The 1,716-nt window shown below is 70.2% G+C and carries 1 protein-coding gene; it reads left to right on the top strand.

The window, feature by feature from the left end; translation table 11 throughout:
- The first annotated feature begins 120 nt into the window (after nucleotides 1–120).
- Nucleotides 121–1,557 (top strand): IS1380 family transposase, encoded by a 1,437-nt coding sequence (locus tag HIR71_RS16190; protein ID WP_282959321.1) that lies wholly within the window; start codon nucleotides 121–123, stop codon nucleotides 1,555–1,557.
- The last annotated feature ends 159 nt before the right edge of the window (nucleotides 1,558–1,716 follow it).

The following is a 1,716-nucleotide window of genomic DNA, read 5'->3' as shown; positions in this document are numbered from 1 at the left end:
GACCCAGATCCGCGAGTAGTGCGGTTTGGTGGGTGTGTCGCGGAATGAACAGATGCCCCTGATCTGGGAAAATGAGGCTTGTTGAGGTTCTCAGGTCCCAGATCGAAGGGCATCTGTTCGATGGCAACTCTACGTAAGTCCAAGGCAGCAGGAAAGCAGCGCCGGCGTCGGGCGCGTCGGGTCCGGGTGGGTCGCCCGGATGGGCTGTTGACGTCGGCGGCCGGGTTGGAGGCGGTCCGCGAGCTCGACCGCGTGCTGGGTGTCACGGCGGCGCTGGAGGCGGAGATCGGTTCAGTGAAGCAGCGCCGGCGGGGCCTGGGGGGTGGGGCGCTGGTGATGGCGATGGCGTCCTGCCAGCTCACCGGTGGGGACTTCCTGGTGTCCTTGGACCGGCGCCGGGCGGACCTGGCCGGGCGGCTGCTCGAGCCGGTACCCACCCCGGCGTCCACGACCGCAGCCGGGATCGCGAGGCGGTTCACCGGCGAGCACCTGGCCGGGATCGAGGCGGCGATCGGGGCGGTGAACACCACGATGGTCGGACTGGTCCCTGCGGTGCGCCGGTCGGCGTTGCTCAAGACGGCCACGATCGACGGTGACGCGACCGACGTGGAGGTCTACGGCCGGGCGAAGGAACAGGTCGAGTACAACCACACCGGGCAACGTAACCTGCGGGTCCATATCGGGTTCTGGGCCGAGGCCGGGGTCCCGCTCGCCGCGGAGCTGATGGCCGGGGCCGCCGATCCGCGCTCCAACAGCGTGCAGATGTTGGACCGGGCGATCGCCGCGCTGCCGCCCGGGGTCGAGCGCATCCAGGCCCGCTGGGACGCGGGGTACTTCGCCCGCGAGCTCGCCGCGGCGTGCGTGGAACGCGGGGTCGAGTTCGCGATCGGCGCCAAACGCACCGAGCCCGTTTTCGCCGCGGCCCGCGTCGTGGCAGGTCACCGGTGGGTTCCGGCGATCGGGATGGACGACACCGAGATCGCCGTGGTGCAGTACCTGCCCGGCAAGTGGCCCGCCCAGGACGTGGTGTGCATCGCCCGGCGCACCCGGATCCCGGTCGACCACATCCCGTCCGCCCGAGCCCGCAAGCGGCGCACCATCGATCCGGGCCAGCTCACGCTGGCGCTGGACGGCCAGGTGGACCACGTGTTCGGGTACTCCTTCATCGTGACCAACCTCGACGTCAGCACCGAGGAGAAGCTCGCCGGCGTCGAGTGGTGGTACCGGCACCGCACCGACATCGAAGCGCTGAACAAGGACGCGAAGTACGGCGGGTCGCTACGGCACCTGCCCTCGAAATACCACAAGGTCAACGCCGTATGGATGTGGGGGGCCCTGCTCGCCTGCGCGATCTCTGCGTGGCTGCAAGAGCTCGCCCGCACCGACTACGGCAACGGACGCGGGCGGCGCACCGTGGCCCGGCTGCGCCGCGAGCTGATCAACGTCCCCGCCCGCCTCACCCGCAGCGCCGGCACGACGTACCTGCGACTACCCCCGGGCGAGCAGCTCCTGTCCAGCGTCCTACCCCGACTGCAAGACCTACCCCGCCCCGGCTGAGACCAGCGACCACCATCCCGCCGACAGCGAGCACGGCCTGGAAACCCGCACCCGACGCGCCAGCCGGGACCCGGTCACGCCCCGCTACCGGAAACCGCAACAAGACCCGCAAACGGGTCACCAAGACCCCTGACGCGCCACTACTCGCGGATTTGGGTC

It is taken from the genome of Cellulomonas fimi (assembly GCF_012952065.1).
GTDB classification, from domain to species: Bacteria; Actinomycetota; Actinomycetes; order Actinomycetales; family Cellulomonadaceae; genus Pengzhenrongella; species Pengzhenrongella fimi_A.
Note: the sequence above shows the minus strand (reverse complement) of the source record. Positions and strands in the feature narration are given on the sequence as shown.

Coding starts and splice junctions, on each gene's coding strand:
- HIR71_RS16190 (WP_282959321.1), top strand. CDS start 121: ATGGCAACTCTACGTAAGTCCAAGGCAGCAGGAAAGCAGCGCCGGCGT.